General features: G+C 61.7%; 18 protein-coding genes. 12 read left to right on the forward strand and 6 right to left on the reverse strand.

Features of this window, described 5'->3' with window-relative positions:
• From Mlute_RS15835 to brxL, 5 genes are all read left to right on the forward strand, one after another.
• On the forward strand, positions 1-1,066 hold a 1,066-nt coding region (locus Mlute_RS15835; RefSeq protein WP_281270848.1), incomplete at its 5' end, for an SbcC/MukB-like Walker B domain-containing protein.
• 95 nt (positions 1,067-1,161) lie between these two features.
• Positions 1,162-2,820: a vWA domain-containing protein gene (locus tag Mlute_RS06225; RefSeq protein ID WP_119359877.1), complete on the forward strand. Its 1,659-nt coding sequence runs from the start codon at positions 1,162-1,164 to the stop codon at positions 2,818-2,820.
• A gap of 10 nt (positions 2,821-2,830) precedes the next feature.
• Positions 2,831-5,581: a tubulin-like doman-containing protein gene (locus Mlute_RS06230; RefSeq protein ID WP_119359878.1), complete on the forward strand. Its 2,751-nt coding sequence runs from the start codon at positions 2,831-2,833 to the stop codon at positions 5,579-5,581.
• A gap of 2 nt (positions 5,582-5,583) precedes the next feature.
• Positions 5,584-7,629, forward strand: coding sequence for a hypothetical protein (locus tag Mlute_RS06235; RefSeq protein WP_119359879.1), 2,046 nt, complete (start codon positions 5,584-5,586; stop codon positions 7,627-7,629).
• Position 7,630: 1 nt separating this feature from the next.
• Positions 7,631-9,244: a BREX system Lon protease-like protein BrxL gene (gene brxL / locus Mlute_RS06240; RefSeq protein WP_119359880.1), complete on the forward strand. Its 1,614-nt coding sequence runs from the start codon at positions 7,631-7,633 to the stop codon at positions 9,242-9,244.
• Here brxL and Mlute_RS06245 read toward each other — a convergent pair.
• Together Mlute_RS06245 and Mlute_RS06250 are read right to left on the reverse strand one after the other, a co-directional pair.
• On the reverse strand, positions 9,241-11,238 hold the full coding sequence (locus tag Mlute_RS06245) for a 3'-5' exonuclease (RefSeq protein ID WP_119359881.1): 1,998 nt from the start codon (positions 11,236-11,238) through the stop codon (positions 9,241-9,243). The two genes, brxL and Mlute_RS06245, sit on opposite strands and share 4 nt — an antisense overlap.
• A 62-nt stretch (positions 11,239-11,300) precedes the next feature.
• Positions 11,301-11,546, reverse strand: coding sequence for a hypothetical protein (locus Mlute_RS06250; protein ID WP_119359882.1), 246 nt, complete (start codon positions 11,544-11,546; stop codon positions 11,301-11,303).
• Between the two features lie 877 nt (positions 11,547-12,423).
• Here Mlute_RS06250 and Mlute_RS06255 point away from each other — a divergent pair.
• Genes Mlute_RS06255 through Mlute_RS06270 form a run of 4 tightly spaced genes read left to right on the forward strand, consistent with a single transcriptional unit; the run spans position 12,424 to position 16,207 of the window.
• Entirely contained in the window at positions 12,424-13,542 is a 1,119-nt protein-coding gene (locus Mlute_RS06255; RefSeq protein WP_119359897.1) for an ABC transporter ATP-binding protein, read from the forward strand.
• Positions 13,535-14,398 (forward strand): ABC transporter permease, encoded by an 864-nt coding sequence (locus tag Mlute_RS06260; RefSeq protein ID WP_119359883.1) that lies wholly within the window; start codon positions 13,535-13,537, stop codon positions 14,396-14,398. The genes Mlute_RS06255 and Mlute_RS06260 overlap by 8 nt, the downstream gene beginning before the upstream one ends.
• Positions 14,395-15,171 (forward strand): ABC transporter permease, encoded by a 777-nt coding sequence (locus tag Mlute_RS06265; RefSeq protein WP_119359884.1) that lies wholly within the window; start codon positions 14,395-14,397, stop codon positions 15,169-15,171. Before Mlute_RS06260 ends, Mlute_RS06265 begins: the two co-directional genes overlap by 4 nt.
• Positions 15,172-15,181: 10 nt before the next feature.
• Positions 15,182-16,207, forward strand: a complete 1,026-nt coding sequence (locus tag Mlute_RS06270) for a polyamine ABC transporter substrate-binding protein (protein ID WP_245958871.1) — start codon at positions 15,182-15,184, stop codon at positions 16,205-16,207.
• Between the two features lie 9 nt (positions 16,208-16,216).
• Here Mlute_RS06270 and Mlute_RS06275 read toward each other — a convergent pair whose 3' ends face one another.
• Genes Mlute_RS06275 through Mlute_RS06285 form a run of 3 tightly spaced genes read right to left on the reverse strand, consistent with a single transcriptional unit; the run spans position 16,217 to position 18,692 of the window.
• On the reverse strand, positions 16,217-17,023 hold the full coding sequence (locus Mlute_RS06275) for a deoxyribonuclease IV (protein WP_119359885.1): 807 nt from the start codon (positions 17,021-17,023) through the stop codon (positions 16,217-16,219).
• Positions 17,024-17,043: 20 nt separating this feature from the next.
• A complete protein-coding gene (locus tag Mlute_RS06280) occupies positions 17,044-17,652 on the reverse strand; it encodes a septal ring lytic transglycosylase RlpA family protein (RefSeq protein ID WP_119359886.1) in 609 nt (202 codons plus the stop codon).
• Positions 17,649-18,692, reverse strand: a complete 1,044-nt coding sequence (locus tag Mlute_RS06285) for a M24 family metallopeptidase (RefSeq protein WP_119359887.1) — start codon at positions 18,690-18,692, stop codon at positions 17,649-17,651. Before Mlute_RS06285 ends, Mlute_RS06280 begins: the two co-directional genes overlap by 4 nt.
• Before the next feature lie 113 nt (positions 18,693-18,805).
• On the opposite strand from Mlute_RS06285, the gene Mlute_RS06290 reads away from it, so the two are divergent.
• Positions 18,806-19,540 (forward strand): hypothetical protein, encoded by a 735-nt coding sequence (locus tag Mlute_RS06290; protein ID WP_119359899.1) that lies wholly within the window; start codon positions 18,806-18,808, stop codon positions 19,538-19,540.
• Between the two features lie 2 nt (positions 19,541-19,542).
• Here Mlute_RS06290 and Mlute_RS06295 read toward each other — a convergent pair whose 3' ends face one another.
• Positions 19,543-20,013, reverse strand: a complete 471-nt coding sequence (locus Mlute_RS06295; protein WP_119359900.1) for a hypothetical protein — start codon at positions 20,011-20,013, stop codon at positions 19,543-19,545.
• A 96-nt stretch (positions 20,014-20,109) separates the two neighbouring features.
• Between Mlute_RS06295 and glmM the strand changes: the two genes are divergently transcribed.
• Both glmM and Mlute_RS06305 read left to right on the forward strand, forming a co-directional pair.
• A complete protein-coding gene (gene glmM / locus Mlute_RS06300; RefSeq protein WP_119359888.1) occupies positions 20,110-21,420 on the forward strand; it encodes a phosphoglucosamine mutase in 1,311 nt (436 codons plus the stop codon).
• The gene (locus Mlute_RS06305) at positions 21,417-21,818 is read left to right on the forward strand and encodes an acyl-CoA thioesterase (RefSeq protein ID WP_119359889.1); all 402 of its coding nucleotides are present in this window, start codon (positions 21,417-21,419) and stop codon (positions 21,816-21,818) included. The genes glmM and Mlute_RS06305 overlap by 4 nt, the downstream gene beginning before the upstream one ends.
• Positions 21,819-21,963: the final 145 nt, after the last annotated feature.

The raw sequence follows: 21,963 nt of genomic DNA on the forward strand, positions 1-21,963 counted from the left end.
GGTGGGAGGGATTGCTGGGGCCTTGGTCCGCTACCTGGATGAAAGGCTGGAAGGCAGGGAGCTGGAGGCCTACGCCGCGGAGGTGCAAAAGCGGAAGGAGCTTCTGGCGGGCCTAGAGGTGGCATGGCGTGCGTTGGAAGAGCAAGCACGGGAGCTTTCCACAGCCAGGGTGGTGAGCACTGTTCTCGTTGAGGAGCGGCAAAAGGCGGTGGAGGAATCCCGTCGGCGCGTGGAGGGCTTACCTCCCAAGGAGGTTCTCCAGGGTAAGCTCCTGCCCTTTGAGGAGGAGCAGGCTATCCTTCGGGATTGGGAAGGGTACCAGACCGATCTGGAAGCCAAGCGGAGGGAGGTGGAGAGGTGTAGGCGGGATCTGGAGGCGCTAGCCCCCCTTCCTGAGCCTTTGCCCACTCGGGCGCACCTAGGAGCACTGGATGAGGAGGTGCGAACCTTGCGGGAGAGGGAGCGGCAGGTGGACATGATGATAGGCCGCCTTACGGAAGCCCGCGACCAGGTGGCGCAGCGCTTGGAGCGTAGGGCAAAGGTGGAGCAGAGCCTGAAAGATCTGCGGGAGACGCTGGACCGCCTGGAACCCTTGGCGGAGGACCTGGAGCCCAAAGCTTTCCCCAACTGGCTCTATGGAAGATTGCAGAAGAGCCTTTTGGAAAGGGCAAACCGTCTTCTTCAGGAACTTTCCCTAGGGCAGTACCGTCTGCACACTGAGGGGGATGCGGCGTTGGAGTACCGTGTTTTGGACCTCTGGAATGGCGTTTCCCGCTCTGCCGACACCCTCTCCGGGGGGGAGGCCTTTCTGGCCAGCCTGGCCTTGGCCCTAGCCCTGTCCGAGGAGCTGGCAGGCACCCGTCTGGAGGCTCTTTTCCTGGATGAGGGCTTCGGAACCCTAGATGGGGAAACCCTGGAGAGGGTAGCGGGAGCCTTGGAACGTTTGGGGCGACAGGGGCGCATGCTGGGCATCGTCACCCATGTGGGCACCTTGGCCGAACGTTTTCCCAACCGCCTCCGGGTGTACAAGGTCCGGGGGGAAAGCGAGGCGCGATGGGAGGTTTGAAGGCCAATAAGGACTCCTGCGCGGGTGTTCGTTTTTATCAGGGAAGGACGGACTCCCCTTGTATAATCCCCCCCATGGTTCGGATGAGAACCACTATGCTTGCCCTCTTGGTGTGGTTTTCCCTAGCGTGGGCGGCTGTGTGCCACGCTCCTGTGGCCTCCCAGGTAGCACCTCTGCCCGAACGCTACCGCTATGTGTTCGTTGTGGACGCGTCGGCCTCCATGATGGGCAAGGGGGATGGGAAAGCGGTGATCTTCCCAAAAGTGCAACAGGAACTTCTCCGCTTCCTGCAACGCCTGCCCGACGGTTCCGAAGTGATCATCATTCCGTTTCATCAAGGGCCCCAAGGGGAAGCACGGTTTCGCCTTCCTGAGGAGCATACGCGCGCAGAGGCGTATATTCGCCGCCTTCAGGCCAACGGGAGCAACACCTGGATATACCGAACTTTGGTTCAGGTTCTGGAAAGGTTGCCGAAGGATGAGGGGTGGGCCACTGTCCTTTATCTTTTCACCGACGGAATAGATAACGACCGTGCGGGCCCCTATCGGATGCGTGATGTGGTGGAGCGACTCAAGCTGCGGAGGGGCCCGTACGACTGGCTGTATTACGTGGCCCTCGGGGTAGACGTTCCTGAGGAGGTGAGGCGGAACCTTCAGGGGTTGCCTCGGGTGCGCATCCAGGAGGCTCGGGTAGGCGAGGTACCCAGGCTGGGGGCCTATACAGTGAAACCCTTGGTTCTATCCCTGGGGAACCTTAAGCAGGAACCCGCAGTGGAAGTCCCCATCCTCGTGGAAGCCCAGGGTAACCCTGGGCCTTTGGGCCTACGGCTGGAAGATATGGCTCTCCAAGAAAAAGGGGCGTTTCTCCAGGTGGAGCCCAAGACCTTGGCCCCTGGCAATCAAGCCTTGCGTTTCAAGCTAAACACGAGCGGCTCCCTATCTGACGGGGTATATACGGCTTGGCTTTGCCTCGAGGCCCCGGAGGGCACGGTGGTTCGGCCCGAGGCCCTCCGCGTGGAGTTCGCCTATCACCCCCCTGCCCTTTACCGGCTTTTGCCCGAGGAGGTCCCGCAGGAGGTGGCCCTTCCCCGAGGGGCATCGCAGACCCTGGTTTATCGGCTCGAGGGCAACGCCTGGGCCAAGGAACCCCTACGCCTAGCGGTGACCTCCCCGGAGGGGTTGGTGGCGAAGCTGAACGGAAAGAAGGGGCCCCTGGAAGCCTATCCCGGGGAGAGGGTGACCTTGGAGTTGACGAACGTGGGCCTCCGTCCGGGCCAGCGGGTGGCCTTCACCCTTCAAGCGCAAGCCCCCGCGGGGGCCCAGCTGGAGCTTCCCCCCACCCTTCCCCCTGTCACCCAGCCCCTTTCCTGGTGGGACAGGGTTCTAAGGCTATGGTGGCTTTGGCTTCCCCTGCTCCTTTTTGTGCTCTGGCTTCTGCTTAAGTGGTGGGATCGTCTACGTCCTTGGGGCGAGGCTACCTTTATAGGACCGGCCCCCGAGTGTAAGAGACAGTCGTTATCCCTTAGGGGTGTGGTAGATCTGGGGAAGGCCACGGGGGAGCGGGAACTCGAGGGGGTCCGGCTCGCGCGGCGAGGGCGTGTGGTTGTTTTAGAAGGCCTGCCCCCAGGGCTACGGGCAAAATCCCAGGGTATGCGATTGGAGCGTGGGGAAACCCTTCGGAAAGGGGAGGAACTCGTCTTGGAGAACCCTGAGTTAGAGAAGGCCTGGACCCTCCAGATTGAGAAGGTTCGCTGAGGGGGTAAACGTGAAAGCCAAGCAGGTTCGCAAGCTCAAGCGCACGGTGCTTATCGGGCTGGGAGGGACTGGAAAGCGGGCCCTGCTGTACGCCAAAAAGCACTTTTTAGAGACCTTTGGGGAGGAACCCCCGCTGGTCAAGTTCTTGCTCATCGACACCACCAGCGCCAACACGGACTCGGTGAGCGCCAAAACCCCTGATGGCCCCACGGAAAAGGCCCGCCTAAAAGCCAGCGAGGTTTTGCACATCGAGGCACGGGGCGCCAGCTTGCTTCCCCAGGTCCATGAGGAGATCCGGGGCTGGTTTCCCCCCAAAGCCGATCTCAAGGCCAACATCCTCTCAGGGGCAGGCCAGATCCGGCCTCTCGGGAGGCTGGCCCTCTTCGCCAACGCCACCACGGTGTACGAGAACCTGAGGGACCTTTTGGCGTTGGCCCGGGACTACCTAGACGAGCGACCCAGCGAGGAACGGCCCTATATCTACGAGCCCTACACCCCTCACCTCACGGTGGCGCTGGTGGGTTCCCTAGCCGGGGGGACGGGCTCGGGGATTTTCCTGGACGTGGCTTTTGTCCTCCGGGAGCTGATGAAGGACGAGGACCAGCTTTTCGGCTACTTCCTCCTTCCCGACATTTATGTCAACCGTCCGGGAACACAAAACGTGGAGGCCAACGCCTACGCCGCTTTGAAGGAGTTGGACCACTTCATGAGCCGAGAGGATACCTGGACGTACCTCTTCGGGGGGCGCAGGATTCAAGTCCGCAAGAAACCCTTTGATATGGTCTTCCTGGTGAACCGCCAAAACCGGGCGGGGAAGACCTTCAACGACGTGGACGACCTCGCTGAACTACTGGGCCTGGGCCTCTATCTGGTAAGCGGTCCCCTGGGTAAGGAGCAGGTGGACCTCTTCGATAACATCGTCCACCAGCTTAACGAGCAGAAGGGAAAGTACTACGGCAAAACGGCCCATTACGCCAGTTTTGGCGCTGCGGAGCTCCGCTTCAACCCCGCATCCGTGCTGTCCACGGCGAGCCGGGAGTGGGCCCAGGCCACCCTAAGGGAGTGGCTCGAGCCCAAGGCCCCGTGGACTGCCTACGAGGTGCGTACCTATTTTGCCGAGATAGAAACGAAGCCTCTTCCCGAGGAGGTTGAAAACGCTCCTCAGCCAAGTGGTTCATCGAATTCCCGCAGGGAAGACCTCCAAGTATGGAACAGGCTCCGACCTCAGTTGGAGAGCCGCGTTGATCAGGTTAAGGAGAAGGCCCTAAACAGCTGGGCCCTTTTGGATATAGACGCTGTCTTGGAAAAGGCGTTTCGCGACCATCACCTTCAGGACCTAATCGTTGGGCTGGAAGTGGTGGAGAAGAGCTTAGATGAGCTCCTCGACCAGCTGCGGGCGAAGGAAGGGGAAGCGCGCGACGAGTACAAAGGAGCCATAGAGGGTGTACTAAAAGATATAGACCGTGCCCACAGCAGAAGGTTGGCCATCCCTCTTTTTAGTTCTCGGCAGGATGAGGGCGGGGTCCTTGACCGAAGACGGATAAATTCCCTCTGGAGGGCGGCCACTCGCGCTGGCGCGGCCGCTGCCCGCTACGAACTGGCCAAACGTGCGTTGGACCAGATCAGGGCCAAGAAGGAGGAGCTAATCCGTTTGCGGCGCCGCTTGGAAGAGCACCTAGGGGCGTTGGGCTCCTCCGAGGCGAAGGGTGGTGTGGGCCGAGACCAGAACCCCTTTTCCCTCACCCTTCCACCGCCCTACCTGGAGCTTCAGGGGAGTTTTGCGACCCGGAGCGCTTTGGGGCGCCCAAGCCTAAAGGAGCTGCTAGCTGATACGGAGAGGGTAGTCCAAAGGCTTCAAAAAGGGGTAAAAACTTCCCTGCGCCAGTGGCTTTCCGAGGTGGTCCGCCACCGAGAGGAAGAGCCGATGCTCTGGGAGGCGGTGGAGAGGACCTTCCGGGAGTTGGACCAGCTTTCCGCCCCTGCTTGGGATTACGAGGACGCCTGGGTGGCTAACCCGAAGCTCGGCTACAGGGAGCTGGTGCATATCGTTGGCCTCGAGGACGCCAGCGATCGCGAGCATCCTTTGGTGAGCGATGAGGAGCTGCTGAGCGTTTTTGCGGGAACCCTCCATGACCGTTTGCGTTTGCAGAAGGTATCCACGGGAGACCCTGACCGCGTACTGTTTTACAAGGTGGAGGCGTCCATACCCGCCTTTGCCCTTAGGGGAATAAGCCTCTATCGGGAACGCTACCTTCAACTTTCCGGGGAACGGAGCTTTCATGTTCATCGGGAGTGGGAGGAGGGGCTTCCCGACCTTCTGCCCCTTCCCCGACCGGAGGAGGTGGCGGAAGTGTGGACCAAGGCGCGCCTGTTCGGGATCCTGCTGAAGGAAAATAGGGAAGATCCCTATCGTTTCCCGGACCATCGGCGGGGTAAGGGCAATTTCTACACTTTGGGCAACCGGCCTGCGGAGGCCTATTCAGCCCTGGCCCAAGATTTCTTCGCTTTTAAGGACCTCGAGGCCCAGGTTCGAGCCGAGGAGAATCGTAGAAAAGCTTCTTCGGAGAAGCTTCTCAAGCTGCTCGAAGGGGTAAGGCAGGCTAGGGAGAACCGCCAGAGTATGGTTGCGGAGGCTTCCGGGGAGTGGACCGAGGAAGACTTGAACGTGTTCCGGCAAGAGCTCCGTGTTTTAGAGGCCTTTGAGGACGAGCTTTCCCGCTATAACCCCTCCCATGGGGAGGATAAGTTCCCGAGCGTCTAGGCATGCGCCGTCCCACCTTGGTCCTCCCCCTTTCCCATCTGGGCCGGAGCTTGGTACGTCAGGCGCTGCCTTTTTGGCCCCAGCGCCTCGAGGAGGGCACTTGGGCGGTGGCCGAATGGGAAGCGTGGCGTCCAGCCCTTCAAGGGCTTCTTGCCCTCCCCAAGTTTCTGGCCTTGAAGCGCAGGGGGACCGCGTTGGACTTTGGGCTCCACGTGGTGGTCTTGGCCGAAGCTTCGGAAGAAGGGCTTCCCCCCTTGGTGGCGGACCTGGAGGCCGCCTTCCTTCGGGGAGAATACCGGGATCAGGAGGTGTGGCTTCACCTGGTCCTTTTCCTACGGGGCCCCGAAGACCTGGAAGGCTTGAAGCGCTTTGCCCCAGACCCCACGTACCCCTTGGCATGTCGCGTTTGGCCCGTGTCCCGCTGGTCCACTAACGGGCTCTACCTCCCGAAGGATGAATTCCTGGCCCTCTGGGTGCAGCACTTCGTGGAGGCCTTGGTTCGGTCGGGGGCGCCCTTGGCACCCCAGCGAGGCCGGGACTGGGTGGGATTGGGTATCGCCCGGCTGGACTGGGCCAAGCCTAACTCGGAGGCGTTGGCGCTTCGCCTGTGGGAGGAAATCCAAAACGTTCAGCTCGCTTCCCCTCCCCAGGTCCCGGACCTTCCCCCATGTCCTCCCTTGGACCTTAGCCGAGCCCCGAAGCTTCCGGAGAGGACGGACTGCAGGACCTTTCCCGAGTGGCAGGAGGGGCGATGGGAAGCCTTTCGCAAGGAGGTCGCCCTGCAAGGCGAGGCCAGTCTGGAGCCTGTGCTGGCGGCTTTGGAGGCCAGGTACCCCTTTGAAATCGGTCGCCAGGCTTTGCTTTTGGGGTTGCCGGCCCTGAGGGAATCGGAGAGGCTTCTGGACGAAGCCTTGTCCCGGATCGGTGCAGAGTGGGATGCGCTCTTGTCGGAGTTGGACCGGGTGGCGGGCCTCGAGGGCCGCAGGGCTCGCTTGGCGCGCTTGGAAGCGCGTGCCGCCCAAGGACGGCCTGTGGACGCGGAGGAGATGGCCCGCCACCGAGAGGCCTTGGCTGAACTGGACCAGGCTTTGGCGGAGGGGGACCTTAGCCTGTTCCTGGAAAAGGATGAAGCGGCACAGCAAGCCCGGGAGCGCCTAGGCTGGCTAAAAGACCGCTATCTCGATTTGCGGGAGAAATGGTCCCGCATGGAGCAAGCGCCACCCGCCACGCCCCCATCCTTTTGGGCTAAAGTGCGCGCCCTTCTGCGCCGCCTTTTTGGTAAGAGGGGGGCTCACCAAGGGGAAACGTTGACCCGGAAGGATCTTTGCGACCTAGGGTGGAGGGTTCTCCGTGAAAGCCACGAGGCCAACGAAGCCCACACCCAGCGGTTTCTTCACTATTTAGAACATTGGCGGCGTATGCTCCTCCTCCGCCACTACCGGGAGGCCCTCGCCCGCGAGAAGGAAGGGGTAGCCCAGGCCCTGGGATGGGTTGGACGCCTAGACCTTACCCCCAGGCCTCAAGACGAGAACCCACTTGAACTTCGCGTGCAAGCCCGAGGGGTGCCCCGCCACAAGATCCAAGAAGCCGCCAAGACTCTGGTGCAGGCGGGTGCCTTGGAAGCCTTTTGGGATGGTGACGTGGAGTCTGTGCGCCACGCCTTCCTGGAGGAGGCGAGGCGCCTCGCTGAGGCTACCCCGGTGGAACCGTTGGCGGAGGTGCCCGAGGAGGTTTGGGACGCTCTAGTGGTGGCCGCTTCTCCCCGGGTCCGGTTAATGAACTGGCCCGAACACCGGCGGTACGCTTACGTGTTGGGAAGCGTCCAACGCCGACGTTGGGGGGAGCCTTACGGTGAGGAATCTTGGTTCCCCGAGGAAATCATCCTTTTGCGCATGGTTTATCCTTTGGCTCCCGATCACCTGGCGGATGTTTCCCTCTGGGAAGCCCCATTAGAGGACTCCCAGGGGGAGGGGCAGCGCTCCGATAGGCGCCAGTCTGACGTGATACGGGGAAACCCTTTGTTGGATGAGCTCTTGAGGGAGGTGTAAGATGTCAGAGGGCCTATCGTTCGAGCGAATCCAGGAAGCTTTTCCGGGGCAGGTGGTGTTAAAGGCCCTCACCCAGGAAACCCTCTTCCCAAGGGTACCGCGGTTTGTGGTGGAAAACCTCTTGGCCCGGATGGGTGGGACAGCGGAGGCTGTGGAACGTGTTCGCCGCCTTCTGGAGGCCCAGTACCAGGGGCCTGGGAGTGCGGAGTGGATCAAGGACCAGCTCCTGCGGAAAGGCCGGTTTGTACTCATTGACCGGGTAGCAGTACAAGTGGACCTTTCCTCGGGAAGCTATCGGGCCTACTTGCCCAGCCTTGGAGACCATCCTGTGGAGGTAAGTCCCAAACTCGCTGAGGAGCACCCCGGAGTTCTGTTCGGCATGTGGGGCACCATGGAGCTGGTCTATGCCGGAGGTCGGGTAAGGCTCACCCAGTTTTACCCGTTCCAGGCCAGCCTGGTGCGCTTGGAGTCCTACCTGCAGGGACGCAGCCGTTTCACTGAGGAAGAATGGGTGGACCTCCTCTTAGGAAGTGTGGGCCTCGAGCCCCAGGGTCTAAGCCGTAGGCTAAAGCTTCTCTATTTGGCCCGTTTGGCGCCGTTAGTGGAACCAGGTCTGCACCTTATGGAGTTGGGCCCCCGCCAGACGGGGAAGACTTACCTCTCGCGAAATACCTCGTCGGAAGCCTTTGTTATCTCCGGGGGCAAAGTGACCCCTGCTGTGCTCTTCTACAACCAGCTCACCCGCAGGCCTGGCTTGGTGCCCACGTACAAGGTTCTTATCTTTGATGAGATCGCCCACACGGCTTGGGAGGACCCTTCCATCCTTTCAATTCTGAAGGACTATATGGAGTCTGGTCAGTTCAGCCGCGGAGGGCGTACCTTCCTGGCAGAGGCTTCCTTGGTGTTCTTGGGCAACACCGACTCCGACCGGGTGCCCCTAACGAGGGTTCTTCCCGCAGGGCTAAAGGGGGACACAGCCTTCTTGGATCGCATTCACGGGCTCCTGCCCGGGCACGAATTCCCCAAGATCACCCCAGAGCTTCTCTACCAGGGCCCCGGGTTGGTGGTGGATTACCTAGCGGCAGCCTTCCGGCACTTGCGTCAGAAAGCCTTTCCTCTGGACCTCGAGGCGCCGAAAGGCTATACGCAACGGGATCTCCGTGCCTTGAGGAAATGGCTTTCTGCTTTGTTGAAGTTGGTCTATCCTAATAAAGATTGGCCCTCCTCGTTTTGGCAGGAAGCTTTGGGGCTGGCGCAAGAGCTTAGAAATCGCGTATACGAAGAGCTTCATCACTATAACCCCGACGAGTTCCCGCGTCGTCGGGGAGGGGAATTACCGTACGCAGAGGCATCCTCCCCTCTTTCCTGGGAGGAGGTTTTTTCCCTCCTGCCCTCGGATTACCACGCTCTTTTCGCTGGCCTGCGGGGGCTGGGGTTCCCGCCTCCTCAGGAAGGCCCCGAGGACTTAGTGGAGAATGGGCAGGTGGTAGGTTGTTCTCTGGCCCGGTGGGGGGAACGCCGCCTGGTTGCGCCGGGTTTGGGGCGGTACGGTCTCGAAGTCACCCCGGACTCTGATCCGGAGGCGGTCGTTGCTTGGCTCGAGGGCGAAGCCTAACCCGTTGGGAGAAAGGGGCTAGGCTCATCCCAGTACCCAACCCAAAGGTGTTCCCTGGCGCGGGAGAAGGCTACATAAAGGAGGTTTTCCTCCTTTTCTAGAACCTCCTCCCGGTCCTTTTCCGATGGGGCTTTCCTGAGTTGGGCTTCCAGGGGAAAGAAACCCTTGTTGGCGCCAAAAACCGCCACTGCACGGAATTCCAGTCCCTTGGCGCTGTGAACCGTGCCCAAACGGACACCCCCTTCTAGAACTTCTTTATCCGATAGACGAGTAACCGGAATATGCGCTTTTCTAAAAGCATTTTCCAAAGCATCAGCGAGGTGCCAGATCCGTACCAGCACGCCGATTTCCTCAGGCTGGGTACCTCGCTCCAATAGCCAGCGAACCCATGTCAGAAGCCCTTCTTCACACGCCTTTTGTGTGGGGAATTGCCGAATCTCGGGCTCTGGGCCTCGGAGAAGGGATAGCACCTCTCTAACCTCTCCTTCCAGAGAGGGCGGAAGAACCTTTTCCGCAATCGTGGCGATTTCCCGGGTGGTCCGGTAGTTGACGCGAAGCCGGATAGAGCGACCGCGTACCTCTAAACCAAGGGCCTGCCAGGACAAAGGCCCCTTATAGATGCGTTGTCCTGGATCTAGGGCAAAGAAGAGATTGTCCGGGGCTTCTTCAACGATTGCACGTACCAACATGAGTTCCGCTGGTCCCAGGTCTTGGGCCTCGTCCACCACTACTGCCCTGAACCGTGGCAAGGTTCCCCTTTCCGCTTTGTCCCTCAGGCGATGAAGCAAGCCATTAAAGGTTAGAGATCCCTTGGCTTCCAGGGCTGCCCACACTTCCTGGAAGACACCGAAAAGCTTCATTCGCTCTCTAGCGGTGAGGGGAATACCCCGGCCCGTGCGGGGAAAATCTCGGTATGCTTCCCAAGCGTATAATCCCCATTCGTCCGCAAAGGAAAACTCGGACAGGAGGAAGGAAGGCTCATGGCTTAGTTGCCTTGCGGCATCCTGAAGGTGGGAGGCATAGTCTTTTTCCGTGGCTAGTTGAATGGGGCCTATGTGTTCCTCATACCACCGCCGAGCCAAGCCGTGGATGTTCTCGATGGTAAGGTTGGGAGGTAATTCTCCCAATAGGAGCCGGAGCGCCGCTTTGAGTCTAGAGGCTAGGTACCGATTGAAAGACGTTAGGAGGATGGAGGTTCCAGGGTACCGTCGAGCCAGTTGGGCAGTCCTGTGGAGCGCTACCACGGTCTTACCTGTACCCGCCGGGCCTACCACTCGGGCAGGACCTTGGAACACCCGCTCCACCGCCTCCCGTTGCGCGGGGTGGAGGAAGAGCATCCACTGCTCCCAAGGATAGTTTAGAGCTCGCCTGAGTTCATCCAGGGATTCTAGTAGGTAAAAGTGCTGGCGGGCCAGGGGATGGCGGAGCCATTCCTCGGTCGTAGCTACCTTGGGGGGTGGGATCACGGGCTTCCTCGCAGCGAGGTCTAACAACCTTTCTTGTACATCTTGCGGTAGGCCAGAGATGAGCTCTAAAAAGCGCTCCTCGTCCTCAACGAGGAGCAAGGGCTTAATGTACGAAGGTGGCACTCCCAAGTCCAGAAGGTATTCTTCAGAGTGGTGGCCGATAAGCGGCTGAACAATGCGAGGCTCCACCTGCGTAACCTCAACCGTCCTGAAAATCTGGAGAACCCCATTGCGCGGGTGAACTTCGGCGCGGTGGGTTTCCGCCCACCGGTAAGCATCATCGTGATGGTCAACGTACGCTAGGATCCAAGGTCCGCTTGAGTCTTTATACAGAATTATGCGAATGTCTTTGTTCACGTAAATAGACCAGAAACCCTTGTTTTTGAGCTTATCCAATCTGTGCAGCTTAAGGCCAGGATGTTGTGGATTTTGCGCGAACAGGTTTACCGCATCAAGAATCAGCTCCTGCTCTGTGGAGGTGAGACTCGCTAAAGCTTTGAGGAAGTCGTTTGTTATAGCTTGTTGCATTCATCCCTCCTTTTCGGCATCAATTGTAGCCCCTCATAAGAGGGGCCCTCAAATCTAGGCCTTCAGGACCCTAAGCTCAACGTTATCCCGAGCCCCACGGCTTCGGCCACATCCTCAGACGGGTACCCCGGTGGTGGCATGTGCTTGACCACCGCTTCCAGGGCCTCGCGCAGGAAGGCATTGATCACCAGGCCCACGGCAGAGGAGCCTTCCTCCGCCAGGGCCAGGACGTGTTCCTTTTCCGAGGCCATCAGGATGTGGGGCTCGAGGCTCCCATCCCCGATGCGGGGGTGCGCCCATCCTGCCATCTTCTCCCGGTATGCCCTAGCGTCCAGGTAGAACGCTTCTCGGGGGAGGGGGGGTGGCTCCGATGACTTGGTCCAGCTCCTGGTTCTATGGTGTCCATGAGCGCCAGGAGCCGCTTGGCCTCATCTGCTCCTAGGGGCACGAGAACGAGCTGCAGGCGGGCCTCGAGGCTCGGCCAGGGCTTGGTTGGGACGGGAAGGGCGGGAACGTGCTCGTCCATACACATATTGCAGAGATTTTCGGATGGGGAGCCCCAACGAGACTTCCCATCGGTGGGCCGCCGGCAGTTTTCTACTTAGGCTGCCACGAAGGTTTCCTTCCTTGAGTACGTGAGGAACTTCATTAGCCCTCCTCGAGGCGCACCAAGGTCAGGACTGTTCCTCGATGCCACGGGGGAAGAGCTCCTTCACGGGCTCCTGGGCTTCCTTTTTCCTCGGTTTCCGCCGCTTATCCTGAGCCCGACCGGGTCTTGAGCCGGGTCAGGTCCTTCTCCCGCGAAACTGATGGCCGGCTGGAGTATCTTGCCCCCACGAGCGCGCATAGGGACTAGGTGTGGGGGTAAGAGCTGCCCATTTCCTCATGCCCGGTTCCCGGATCTAGTTTAAAAAGTTGTGTCTGGACTTACGCGGCCCCCACCTGCAGCGATAACAGAGGGCTCAAATCCAGGCCGGAGGACTAAGGTTGGTATCCTATCTTCCGGCCTTCTCCGTGACATGAAGGCCCATCTTATCTGGCGATCCCTAGGGTGCGTAAGTCCAGTTTAGATGTCACCTTGAGTGAGATTTGGTATTCCAAGTTTGGGGCTTGGCCGGAAGGTCGGGCCCCACGTGCTGGAAGTTGCCCCCAGCGGCAGCAGCCCGTAGACTTTGCCCTGTGGAGATGCTGTTTCGCGGAAAGCGGGAGCGGAAGCTGGGAGACAGCGTTGCGGTCCAGCTCGAGGGGGTTACCAAACGGTTTGGGGATGTGCGGGCAGTGGACAATGTGAGCCTCGAGGTGCGCGACGGGGAGTTTTTCAGCCTCTTGGGCCCTTCAGGATGCGGTAAGACCACCTTGTTGCGCATGATTGCGGGCTTTGAAACTCCGGACGAGGGACGGATTCTGATCGGCGGTAAGGACATGACCGACGTGCCTCCCTACCTACGCCCGGTCAACACGGTCTTCCAAAGCTACGCCCTCTTCCCCCATATGAACGTGGAGCAGAACATTGCCTTTGGGCTGCGTATGAAGCGGATGCCCAAGGAGGAGATTGCCCGCCGGGTGGCGTGGGCCTTGGAGCTTGTCAACCTCTCCGGCTTTGAAAAGCGTCGCCCCGATCAGATGTCCGGTGGGCAGCGCCAGCGGGTGGCCCTGGCCCGGGCGTTGGTCAACGAGCCCGAGGTGCTGCTCCTGGACGAGCCCCTCTCGGCCCTTGACCTGAAGCTGCGCCAGGAACTCAGGGTTGACCTGATGAACCTTCAGGAGCGGCTGGGGATTACTTTTATCTTCGTGACCCACGACCAGGAGGAAGCACTGGTCATGTCGGACCGGATTGCGGTCATGAACAGGGGCCGCATTGAACAGCTTGGACCCACCGAGGAGATATACGAGCTGCCCAAGACCGCCTTTGTGGCCCGCTTCATCGGCGATTCCAACCTGATTCCGGCCAAAGCCATAGAGCCCCGCAAGGTGCGCACGTCCTTGGGGGACTTCGTGTTGGACGATGATGACGCGCTGATTCCGGGCCAGGAAGTGTTGCTTTCCATCCGACCGGAGAAGATACGCCTCTTCCGCGAACGGCCCAGCCTGCCCAATGTGTTTAGGGCCAAGGTGGACGACATTATCTACACCGGTTCGGAGAACCTCTACATCCTGCTGGCCGATGGACAGCGGCTGATGTGCGAGACCTTGAACCACGACATCCAGGAGCCCGGCCACGAGGAGTTTGACTACGACGAAGAGGTCTGGGTGGCCCTGACCCCGGAGAAGCTGGTGGTCATCCAGGAGGAAGGCCATGCGTGAGGCCGCGACCCCTGCCCAGCGCTTGCGCCGGGTGCTCCTGACGGTGGGCCCCGGGGCTTTTTGGTTGGTGCTTTTTGTCCTCATACCCACCCTCATCGTCCTGGTGGTTTCCCTGATGAGCCGGGGCAGCCTTGGGCAGCCGGTGCCCCCTTTTGGGCTGCACAACTACGTGCGCTTTTTCTCCGACCCTTTGTTTTTGGAGATTATCGGCCGGAGCCTTTGGATTGGCCTTTGGTCCACCCTCTTGGTGATACTGCTGGGCTACCCGCTGGCCTTTTACATCGCCCAAAGCCGCTACAAAGAGGTGTTGCTGCTCCTGGTGGTGATTCCCTTCTTCACCAACTTTCTGATAAGGGTCTACGCCTGGATTGTGGTGTTTCAAAAAGAGGGCCTTCTAAACGCCTTTATCACCGCTTTTGGTCTACCTCCGGCGGAGCTTTTGCCCTCTACCCTGGCGGTGTATGTGGCCACCGTCTACACCTACCTGCCCTTTTTTGTGCTGCCCCTTTACGCCGCGGTGGAGCGGATTGACTGGAGCCTGCTCGAGGCCGCCTACGACCTGGGGGCCAGGCCCGTGCGGGCTTTTTTTGAGGCCATCTTTCCCCAGACCCTGCCGGGGCTTCTGGCAGGCTTTCTCTTGGTCTTCATCCCAGCGGTGGGCACCTTTGTGATCGCCGACCTCTTGGGGGGAGGGAAGGTTACGCTGGTGGGCAACCTGATCCAGCTCCAGTTTGGCTCGGCGCAGAACTGGGCCTTTGGCAGTGCCGCGAGCATGGTCTTGATGGCTATGGTTCTTCTGGGCCTCTGGTTGTACGCCCGCACCCAGGGTGAGAGGGGGCTAGACCGGCTGGTATGAAGCGGATTTTGTCCTTTCACGCCGGGCTGGTCTTCGCTTTTTTGTACCTGCCCATCCTGGTCATCGTGGCCCTTTCCTTCAACCAGAGCCGTTTTGGGGTGCGCTTTACCGGTTTTACCCTGGAGTGGTACGCGCGGCTTTTTAGCAACGAGCGCATCCTGGAGTACCTGACCAACACCCTGATTGTGGCCGTGGTCTCCACGGCGGTCTCCACCGTGCTGGGCACCCTGCTGGCGGTTGGGCTGGTGCGGTACGAGTTCCGCCTGAAGAACGCCTTGCGCTACCTGCTCTACGTGCCGGTGGTGGTTCCCGATGTGGTGATGGGGATTTCCCTGCTGCTCCTTTTTGATGTGGTGCGGGACGCCATCGGCTGGCCAAGGCTCTCCCTTTTTACGATAATTCTGGCCCACATTAGCTTTCAGATTGCCTATGTGACCCTGGTGGTGCGGGCCCGGCTGGTCCTTCTGGACCCGACCCTCGAGGAGGCAGCCAAAGACCTGGGGGCCACCTCTTGGCAGACCTTTCGTGAGGTGACGCTGCCCCTTATTATGCCTGGGGTTATGGCCGGAGCGCTTTTGGCCTTCAGCCTTTCGCTGGACGACTTTGTGATTACCTTCTTTACCGCTGGCTCGGGTTCAACCACCCTACCTTTGTACATTTACTCCTCGGTTAAGCTGGGTATCCGACCGGAGATACATGCCCTCTCTACCCTTATGGTAGGGGTTACGGTCTTGGTCATCTTGCTGGGCGTGCTCTTCTGGAAGAAGCGATAAGGAGGCTGGTGTGAGAGGATTTTGGTGGTGGCCTTTGTTGTTGGTCTTTTTGGCAGGTTGTGGACAGGAGAAGAAGGAGCTGCGCTTGCTCAACTGGTCGGACTACATGCCCAAGGAGGTGCTCCAGGAGTTTGAGAAGCGGGAAGGGGTGCGGGTGGTGGAGGATACCTACGAGTCCCCGGAGGCCATGCTCTCCAAGCTACAGGCTGGGGGAGACAGCGAGTACGATGTGCTCATCACCCCTGACTACACCGTGGGTACCCTAGCCCGGGCGGGAACCCTGCAGGAGCTGGACAAGTCCAAGATCCCGAACCTGGCCAACCTTGACCCCCAGTTCACCGACCCCGCCTACGACCCTGGGGCACGCTACAGCGTGGCCTACCAGTGGGGCACCACTGGGCTGGCCTACCGCGAGGACCTGGTGAAGGGGCCGGTGGAGAGCTGGGCGGTCATCTTTGACCCGCAGCAGCAGGTGGGAAGCTTCCTGCTTTTGGATGAGATGCGGGAGATGGTCGGCGCGGCCCTCAAATACAAGGGTGAATCGGTCAACACCACTGATCCCGCTAAGCTGGCCGAGGCCCAGGCCCTCCTGCTCGAGGCTAAGCGGCGCTCCCAGGGCTTTGCCGGGGGTACGAGCATCCGCGACCGCCTGATTGGTGGGGACATCGCGGTAGGGCCGGCCTACTCGGGTGATATCCTGGCCGCCCAGGAGGAAAACCCGCAGCTAAAGTACGTGATCCCCAAGGAGGGCGCTACCCTTTGGGCCGACTGCCTGGTGGTCCTCAAGAAGAGCCCCAACCACGAGCTGGCCTACAAGTTCATCAACTTCTTGCTGGAACCCGAGATCGCCGCGCAGATTTCTAACTCCATCGGCTATGCCACCCCGGTGGCCGCGGCCATGGACAGGATTGAGCAGAAGGACAACCCCCTCATCTACCCCTCTGCGGAAATCCGCCAGCGCCTAGAGCTCCTGGCCGACCTGGGGGAGGGGGCGGAGGCCTTCAACCGGGTTTGGGCTGAGGTGAAGTCGCGCTGAGCCCGCCCCTTATTCGCCCCGCAGCCACCCTCGGAGCACCCGGAGGTTGTGGGCGTCCTCTTGGGGGCTGCGGGGGGTTTCCAGGATAAAGATTTTCTCCCTTAGCCGGGGCTCGAGGAGCACTTCCTTGAGCCCCGGCCCGATTTTCCCTTCCAGAAGGTTGGCGTGGTGGTCTATCTGGCTGCCCTTTTCGCCTACTGAGTCGTTGAGGTGGACCACGCCGAGCCGTTCCAGCCCCAAGTGTTCCTCCAGCTCGTCCAGGGCGTGCAGGGGGTCGTACCCGGCGGCAAAGGCGTGGCAGGTGTCCAAGCAGACCCCTAGGGGGGTTTCCACCACCAGCTCGGCCAGTTCCTTTATCCGCGCCCCTAGCTTCTCACCCCCGCCGGCGGTGTTCTCAAACAGCAGCTTAGGCCCCCGCCGGTGGGGCTCGAGCCCGGCCAAGGAAAGCGCCCTCAGCGCGTTTTCCTTGGCCCGTTGGGGCCTGCCTGAGCCAGGGTGCACCACCACGTAGGAGGCCCCCAGGACCTGGGCCTTGACCAGGTCGTCGGCCAGGCTGAAGACGCTTTTTTCCCCCAACTCACCCTCTGCGGCCAGGTTGACCAGGTAGGAGGCGTGGATGACCGTGGGCAGCCCTCCCAGGTTTTCCTGCCGGGCCCGGAAGCCCTCTACTTCGCTGGGTTTGAGGGGCCGGATTTTCCAGCTCCTGGGGCTTTTGGCGAAGATTTGCATGGCGCTGAGGCCCAGCAGGCCTGCCTCCTCGGCGGCCCCGGCGATGCCTTGCTTGCCCGCGATGGATAGGTGAAGGCCGTACCTCATAGGAAATCCCGCCCTTTCGCCTAGGGCTTGGGCCAGCGGTCCAGAACCTCTAACCTGACCCAAAGAATTCCCTGCCGCTGCATGCCAAGCTGTAAGGCCGCCCCGTAGGAGAGGTCAATGATCCGGCCCCTCGTGTGGGGGCCTCGGTCGTTGATGCGCACCACCACGCTGCGGCCGTTGCGGGGGTTGATCACCCGCACCCAGGTGCCAAAGGGCAGGTGGCGGTGGGCGGCGGTGAGCTGGAACTTGTTGAACCGCTCCCCGCTCGCGGTGCGCCGGCCGTGGAAGCGCCCGCCGTACCAGGAGGCCAGCCCCTCCTGCACGCTGCGGACCTGGGGCTCTATTGGGGCCGGAGGGAGACGGAGGAAGACCCAGGGCCGGGGTTTGGGCTGGGGAGGCTCCAGGAGGGGCAGAACCTCGAGGTTCATGGGGTCCCAGTCGGAAGGGGGTATGGTGAGCTTTAGCCCGGCGGGCAGGGGGTCCTCAATGAGGCCGTTGGCCATCATCAATTCGGAAACGGGTACCTGAAAGAGCCGGGCGATGCGCCCTAGGGTGTCTCCCGGCTGGACCACGTAGCCCTGGCCCAGGCCCATTCCTCCCAGCAGCGCCAGCGCGAACCACCGCCTCATAGCACCATTAGCTCCTTGGGGCTTTGCGACAGCAGCTCAAATCCCCCGTCGGTGACCCGTACCAAGTCCTCAATGCGGCACCCGCCCTTTCCGGGAATATAGACCCCAGGCTCAATGGTGATGACCTGGTCGGGCTCCAGGACATCCTCGGAGGTTTGGCTGAGGCTGGGGCCTTCGTGGATGTAAAGCCCCACCCCGTGCCCCAGGCTGTGGGTGAAGTACGCGCCGTACCCCCTTTGCTCCAGGTGATCGCGGGCCAGCGCGTCTAGCTCGGCCCCCCTGCGCCCCGGGGTGACCGCCTCTAGGGCCTTTTGCTGGGCTTCCAGCACGGCCTGGTAGAGTTCGTGTAGCTCCTCCGAAGGCTGCCCCACCGCGACCGTGCGGGTCATGTCCGAGCAGTAACCCTCCACCACAGCGCCGAAGTCCAGGGTGACCAGCTCCCCGGCCTGGATGGCCCTTTGGGTGGCCCCTCCGTGGGGCTGGGCCCCCCGCTCACCGGAGGCCACCGTGATGCTAAAGGCGACACCCTCTGAGCCTTCCCTGCGCAGGAAGAACTCCAGCTCCAAGGCTACTTCAATCTCCCGCACGCCGGGCTTTAGGTAGCCCAGGATGTGCTGGAAGCCGCGGTCGGTCAGGGCGGCAGCCTTGCGGATGCGCTCCAGCTCCGGGGGCCTTTTGCGCTGCCGCATCCGCTCAAAGACCCCCTGGGTGGGGACAAACTCGAGCCCAGGGAACTCCTTTTTGAAGGATTCCAGCGCCGCCACGCTCAGGTGCTCGGCCTCAAAGCCCACCCGCCCGCGAAAGAACTCCGAAAGCAGCTTTCCTAGCTCGTTGCGTCGCTGTAGAATGCGGTAAGGAAAGGGCTGCTTTGAGGCTTCCACCAGGTAGCGCCCGTCGGTGATGAGGACCGGGCCTTCGGGGGTGATGACCAGTTTGGCGTCTTTGCCCTCTACAAAGCCCGACAGGTAGCGGACATTGTGGGGGTTGGAAACGTACAGCACGTCTACAGAGAGGCTTTCTAGTAGTTTGGCGAAGTCCACGGCAAGACTCTACCCGATGAGGGTGGGGTGTTGAAGATATTTTTTTCACGAACATGATTATCGTGAAAGAAAACACAAAAAGCCTCTTCATCCCGCTGTGCTATACAAAGGGTATGGGACGAATTCCTGCGGCTGTTTTGCTCTTTTGTGTGGCCTTGGCCCAGGTTTCCCCGGAGGCCGCCCAGTGGCTCGAGCGGGCCCGGAACGCCTTGGGCGGGGCAGCGCTGGCCAACCTCAGAACCTACCGGGAGGTCACCACACACATCTACTACACCCCCGACGGCAAGGAGGAAAGCCGGATTGTGACCCTGTTGCTGGTGGACTTTACCAACGGCCGGGTGCGGCTGGAAATCTACGACCCTGAGAGCCTGAACCAGCCCCGGCCGATCCCCCTAGCCCTGCAGCAGTACAGCCCCAAGGAGAGCTTCTTCTGGAGCCGGGAAACCTCGCTGCGGCCGCTGCCCTTGCGGGAGAGGGAGATTCTCCGCTCGAGCCTCTTCACCGGCTGGCTGGGCCTTAAGTACGGCCGGGAGGGGCGGGAAGGGGCCCGTTTGGCCGAGGGCGCCTTGCGCGAGCGGCGGGGGCGGCTGCTTACGGTGCGCACCCAGGGCTGGGAGAGCACCTACCTGCTCACCCCCGAGGGGCTGCCGCTCGGCGAGCGGCTGCGGATACCCGGGGTGGGGGAGAGCATCACCTTTTTCTCCGAGTACAAGACCATCCAAGGGGTGCGCCTGCCCCAGCGCTGGGAGAACTACGTGGACGGGGTGCTGGCCGCCCGGGGAGAGGTGGTGGAAGCGGAGATTAACCCCGCCTTCAGCGAGGCCGACTTCTTCAAGCCGCTGCAGTAGCCCTAGCGGGGAAAGAAGGGCAGCTCGAGGTCCACCAGGCTCGCGTAGACCACCTTCCAGCCCTGCTCGCCAAAGCTGAGTTGGGCTGCCCCCCTTCGCCGCAGGGGGCCGCTTTCAAGGAGCACGCTTAGGGCAAACCGCAGGGTGGCCTGCCGGCCGGAAATCTGAACCTGCTCCACGGCCAGCTCAAAGCCCCGCAGCCCGGCCGGCCCTTGCCCAAAGGCCGGGCTTGGGTTCAGCAGAAAGCGCTCGCTCCAGCGCGGGTCGTTGCACCTCAGGCCCTCAAACACCTGGCGCAAGGCGTTCTCGGCCAGAAGCGCCGAGGGGGCCGGGCGGGCGTTGGGGTCAGGCCGGGCGATGGCCTGGAGGGCCTCCCTGGCCCAGTGGCAGGGGGGCACATCCACAAAAGGAGAGGTGCCTGGCTGGGCCAGGGCGATTCCTCCCAGAAGGGCGAGCAGCAGGATTCCCCTCATGCCCCTACCCTGGCAGACCAGAACCATTCCGAAAAGAGGCCATCCCACCATTCCCTCCCAGGGGGATGGGGCTTCACCTGGTATAAACTGTGCCCGATGGAACGCCGCTACTTTGGCACCGATGGGGTACGGGGGGTGGCCGGGGAGCCGCCCCTGACCCCGGAGTTCGTGCTCAGGCTGGGCCAGGCCGCGGGGGCCTTCTTCAGGGGCCACACCCCCCGCCCAGTGGTGCTCTTGGGCAAGGATACCCGCCTTTCCTGTGACCTGCTGGAAGCCGCTTTGGCCGCTGGCCTGATGTCCCAGGGGGTGCGGGTTGAACACCTGGGGGTGCTGCCCACGCCGGGGGTGGCCTACCTGACCCAGCGCCTTGGGGCTACTGCCGGGGTTATGATCTCGGCCAGCCACAACCCCTACCAGGACAACGGCATCAAGTTTTTCAGCCACCAAGGGGACAAGCTCTCCGACGAGGCCGAGGCCGAGATTGAGGCCCTTCTGGAAAGGGACCTCCCCACCCAGGGCATCGGCACAGTTTCCGATTTTCGCGAAGCTGAGCGGATGTACCTGGAGTTTTTGTCCTCCAAAGGAACCAGCCTGGAGGGCCTGCGTATCGTGCTGGACACGGCCAACGGGGCCACCTACCGCCTGGCCCCCCGGCTTTTCCAGCGCTTGGGAGCGGAGGTCTTCGTCATGTTCAACACCCCCGACGGGCGCAACATCAACAAGGGATGCGGCTCCACCCACACCGAGTTCCTGCGGGCCCAGGTGGTGGAGATGGGCTACGACCTGGGGGTGGCCTTTGACGGGGACGGGGACCGGGCCATCCTGGTGGACCGCATGGGCCGGGAGTTCCACGGCGACCACCTGCTCTACCTGAACGCCCTGATGCGCCGGGAGCCCGGGGTGGTGGGTACCCTGATGAGCAACATGGGCCTTGAGGTCAAGCTACGCGAGGCTGGCATCCAGTTTTACCGCACCGCGGTGGGGGACCGCTATGTCTACGAAAAGCTCAAAGCCACTTCGCTCTCCTTAGGGGGAGAACAAAGCGGGCACATCCTCTTCCTTGATCACGCCCCCACCGGGGATGGGATGCTGACCGCTATTTTGAGCCTCGAGGCGATGCGCCGCTCGGGCCGCGACCTCTCGGAGTGGTACGAGGCTTTACCCATGTACCCGCAGCTTTTGAGGAACGTGCGGGTCAAGGACAAGCAGCGGGTCATGGGCCACCCTGAGCTGCACCGGGCCATTCAGGAGGCGGAGCGGGCTTTGGATGGGCAGGGCCGGGTGAACGTCCGCCCCTCGGGCACCGAGCCTTTGGTGCGGGTGATGGTGGAGGGGCCGGCCGGGGTCATTGAGGAGGTATCCAACCACCTGGTGGGCCTGGTGGAGCGGTTGGACGGGACCCTATGAGGGTGAGGCTGCCCCTTACGGTGCGCTACGCCGAGACCGACGCGATGGGGGTGGTGCACCACAGCAGTTATGTGGTCTGGCTCGAGGCGGCCCGGGTGGAGTGGCTCGAGCGCATCGGCCTGCCCTACCCCGAGGTGGAGGCCCAGGGCCTGGCCTTTGCGGTGGTGGAGCTGGGCCTGACCTACCGCCGGGCGGCTCGCTTCGGCGACCGGGTGGAGGTGGAGGTCTGGCTGGCCGAGCTGGCCTCGCGTACCCTGGAGTACCGGTACCGGGTCTGGCGGGGGGAGGCCCTTCTGGCCGAGGGCTTCACCCGGCACCTTTGCCAGGACAGCCGGGGCAAGGCGGCGCGGATTCCGCCCCACATCGCCCAGGTGCTAGGGGCCCACCTTGGGGCTTGACGGCTGGGGTCCAGCTTGCTAGGCTCCAGCCATGCGGCCCCGTACCCCCCGCAGCTACAAGTGGCACCACCAGCGCTGGTGGCGCGGCTAGGCTCGAGCGCGGCTGGGTCTGCGCTTGGGCTTTTCTCGAGGTGCTGGCCTCGAG

Source organism: Meiothermus luteus, from assembly GCF_003574085.1.
Taxonomy (GTDB): domain Bacteria; phylum Deinococcota; class Deinococci; order Deinococcales; family Thermaceae; genus Meiothermus; species Meiothermus luteus.

Coding starts and splice junctions, on each gene's coding strand:
- Mlute_RS06225 (WP_119359877.1), top strand. CDS start 1,162: ATGCTTGCCCTCTTGGTGTGGTTTTCCCTAGCGTGGGCGGCTGTGTGC.
- Mlute_RS06235 (WP_119359879.1), top strand. CDS start 5,584: ATGCGCCGTCCCACCTTGGTCCTCCCCCTTTCCCATCTGGGCCGGAGC.
- brxL (WP_119359880.1), top strand. CDS start 7,631: ATGTCAGAGGGCCTATCGTTCGAGCGAATCCAGGAAGCTTTTCCGGGG.
- Mlute_RS06245 (WP_119359881.1), bottom strand. CDS start 11,238: ATGCAACAAGCTATAACAAACGACTTCCTCAAAGCTTTAGCGAGTCTC.
- Mlute_RS06250 (WP_119359882.1), bottom strand. CDS start 11,546: ATGGCAGGATGGGCGCACCCCCGCATCGGGGATGGGAGCCTCGAGCCC.
- Mlute_RS06255 (WP_119359897.1), top strand. CDS start 12,424: ATGCTGTTTCGCGGAAAGCGGGAGCGGAAGCTGGGAGACAGCGTTGCG.
- Mlute_RS06260 (WP_119359883.1), top strand. CDS start 13,535: ATGCGTGAGGCCGCGACCCCTGCCCAGCGCTTGCGCCGGGTGCTCCTG.
- Mlute_RS06265 (WP_119359884.1), top strand. CDS start 14,395: ATGAAGCGGATTTTGTCCTTTCACGCCGGGCTGGTCTTCGCTTTTTTG.
- Mlute_RS06275 (WP_119359885.1), bottom strand. CDS start 17,023: ATGAGGTACGGCCTTCACCTATCCATCGCGGGCAAGCAAGGCATCGCC.
- Mlute_RS06280 (WP_119359886.1), bottom strand. CDS start 17,652: ATGAGGCGGTGGTTCGCGCTGGCGCTGCTGGGAGGAATGGGCCTGGGC.
- Mlute_RS06290 (WP_119359899.1), top strand. CDS start 18,806: ATGGGACGAATTCCTGCGGCTGTTTTGCTCTTTTGTGTGGCCTTGGCC.
- Mlute_RS06295 (WP_119359900.1), bottom strand. CDS start 20,013: ATGAGGGGAATCCTGCTGCTCGCCCTTCTGGGAGGAATCGCCCTGGCC.
- glmM (WP_119359888.1), top strand. CDS start 20,110: ATGGAACGCCGCTACTTTGGCACCGATGGGGTACGGGGGGTGGCCGGG.
- Mlute_RS06305 (WP_119359889.1), top strand. CDS start 21,417: ATGAGGGTGAGGCTGCCCCTTACGGTGCGCTACGCCGAGACCGACGCG.